The organism is Mesotoga infera, from assembly GCA_011045915.1.
Taxonomy (GTDB): domain Bacteria; phylum Thermotogota; class Thermotogae; order Petrotogales; family Kosmotogaceae; genus Mesotoga; species Mesotoga infera_D.
Genome location: DSBT01000238.1, coordinates 1 through 1,976 on the forward strand (window position 1 = coordinate 1; position 1,976 = coordinate 1,976).

Here is a 1,976-nt window from a genome sequence, read left to right on the forward strand (position 1 = left end):
ACGGCCCATTCGACAACGTAATCGAAGGCCGAAAAATAGTCTTCATACCTTGCAGACGAATACGGGCTGTTCGGGGAGCCGATCGGTCTTCTCCCCAGGTGAATATCCGAGCAGTGAAGGAATCTCAATTCGATGGACTCACTTTCTGAATTCCAGAGGCGTTGCGGCGCCGGAAGCATCTCTGACAAGTTTCAGATCACCGGTCCTGACGGCAAAGAGCTCCGTCGTATTGCACACTGTTCCTCCGAACAGGTGGCCGCCGACTGCGCTTCTCGAAGGTCCGGCTAAGGCAACGTGAAGATGCGGGAATGGTGAATTACCCTTCAACGATATGTTTCCCGATACGTGAATTAGCTCATGTGGAACAGAGATCATCTCCTTTTCGTACTGCTTCTTCGAAACGTTGTACCAGCCGATCTCGAAATCTCTAAACATCCCTATTCCGCTGATAACAACAAGTGAATCCAGGTTGTTCTCCGTCAGAGTATGTACTAGAGTGTGGATGAAATCCTCTCCATCTTCAAATCGAAAAAACAGCACCGTATCTTCAAACCCAAAAATCATCTCATCACCACCTGTATTAAGATTTTACTATATCCTCACCACCATCAAGATTATTTAAGACGAATACGTTACAACCGTTCTTGCTGGAAGTCTCCAGGGCGGCATCTTTTTGCGCCTACCCCGATGCTAGAATTTATCGGTATTTCACTTTACTCCGGAGGGTGCGGAATGCTTGGTCAGATCTGTTTCTTTATCGTTCTGCTTTTCTGGGTAGGATTTGACGTATATCTCTTCTTCTTTCATAATAGAGAAATCAGCGGGCTGCTTCAGGGGAAGCGATCGAAGTACATAATGCTTGCTTTCGTTCTATCTGGCATGTTTGGAGCGGTGGCTGTCGACGGCGGCTCAAAGGAAGCGTTCATGATGCCGTTCCGTCCTTATAGATGGGTTGGGGTCGCATCGATGATCTTCGCGGTTGTGGTCCGTTTCCTTGTAGTCAGGCAGCTGGGCTCTTCCTTTGCTATCGATGTGGGGGCTCTTCCCAATCAACAGCTCAGGACCGACAGACTGTTCAGAGTAATCCGTCATCCTGCCTATGCCGCAGAGATAGCAGGCTTTCTGGGTCTTGCGCTCGTCTTCGATTACCCGCTCAGTTCGATCCTCTCTTTCATACTCCCGACGACAGGCATCCTGTACAGAATCGCCGTGGAGGAAAGGAATCTCGAATACATCTTCGGAGATGCTTATAGGGATTACTGCAAGAAGACGTGGCGGCTAATTCCTTACGTGTTTTAATCGATTAGGAGGTGAAGGATGTGAAATCATACAGGAAGGAACTTTTCTTCAACACCGCGACCAGGCGAGAGATAATCAATATCACTCCAGATGTCGAAAGAGCGCTCAAAGAAAGCGGAATCCAGGAAGGACTTCTGCTCGTGAACGCAATGCACATAACTGCAAGCGTGTTCATCAACGACAATGAATCCGGGCTTCATAATGACTTCGAGAAATGGCTTGAAAAGCTTGCGCCCGAGAAACCATACTCGCAGTACGAACACAACGGATTCGAAGACAATGCAGACGCCCACCTGAAGAGGACAGTAATGGGCAGGGAAGTGGTAGTAGCCGTTACTGAGGGAAGACTGGACTTTGGACCGTGGGAGCAGATCTTCTACTATGAACTGGACGGTATGAGAAGAAAGCGAGTTCTGATAAAAATAATCGGCGATTAAGATTCGAATTGCGACGCTTTTCAGAGGCTTTGTCAGAAATACCGGCCTAAACAGCTCCAGACAAACGGAGAGTCTCTTGTTTGCCTTTGCAACCTTCTTTCTATGATGTTATGGTAATAATAACACTATTATGGAGGTGCTATCAATGAGCATCGGAGAAGCATCACTCGGCTCCTCGAAGATTCATGTAATAGACGGGGGCATGATTGATGTTACACCTTATGCGAAGAGCGTTGGAAT

At 47.7% G+C, this 1,976-nt stretch carries 4 protein-coding genes; 2 read left to right on the forward strand and 2 right to left on the reverse strand.

Features of this window, described 5'->3' with window-relative positions; genetic code table 11:
- On the reverse strand, window positions 1–128 hold a 128-nt coding region (locus ENN47_08195; GenBank protein ID HDP78147.1), incomplete at its 3' end, for an exonuclease SbcCD subunit D.
- 10 nt (window positions 129–138) lie between these two features.
- Complete coding sequence (locus tag ENN47_08200; GenBank protein HDP78148.1) at window positions 139–564, reverse strand: DNA-binding protein; 426 nt, start codon at window positions 562–564, stop codon at window positions 139–141.
- Between the two features lie 168 nt (window positions 565–732).
- Between ENN47_08200 and ENN47_08205 the strand changes: the two genes are divergently transcribed.
- Together ENN47_08205 and ENN47_08210 are read left to right on the forward strand one after the other, a co-directional pair.
- Window positions 733–1,299, forward strand: a complete 567-nt coding sequence (locus tag ENN47_08205; protein HDP78149.1) for an isoprenylcysteine carboxylmethyltransferase family protein — start codon at window positions 733–735, stop codon at window positions 1,297–1,299.
- A gap of 20 nt (window positions 1,300–1,319) precedes the next feature.
- Complete coding sequence (locus ENN47_08210) at window positions 1,320–1,736, forward strand: YjbQ family protein (protein ID HDP78150.1); 417 nt, start codon at window positions 1,320–1,322, stop codon at window positions 1,734–1,736.
- The last annotated feature ends 240 nt before the right edge of the window (window positions 1,737–1,976 follow it).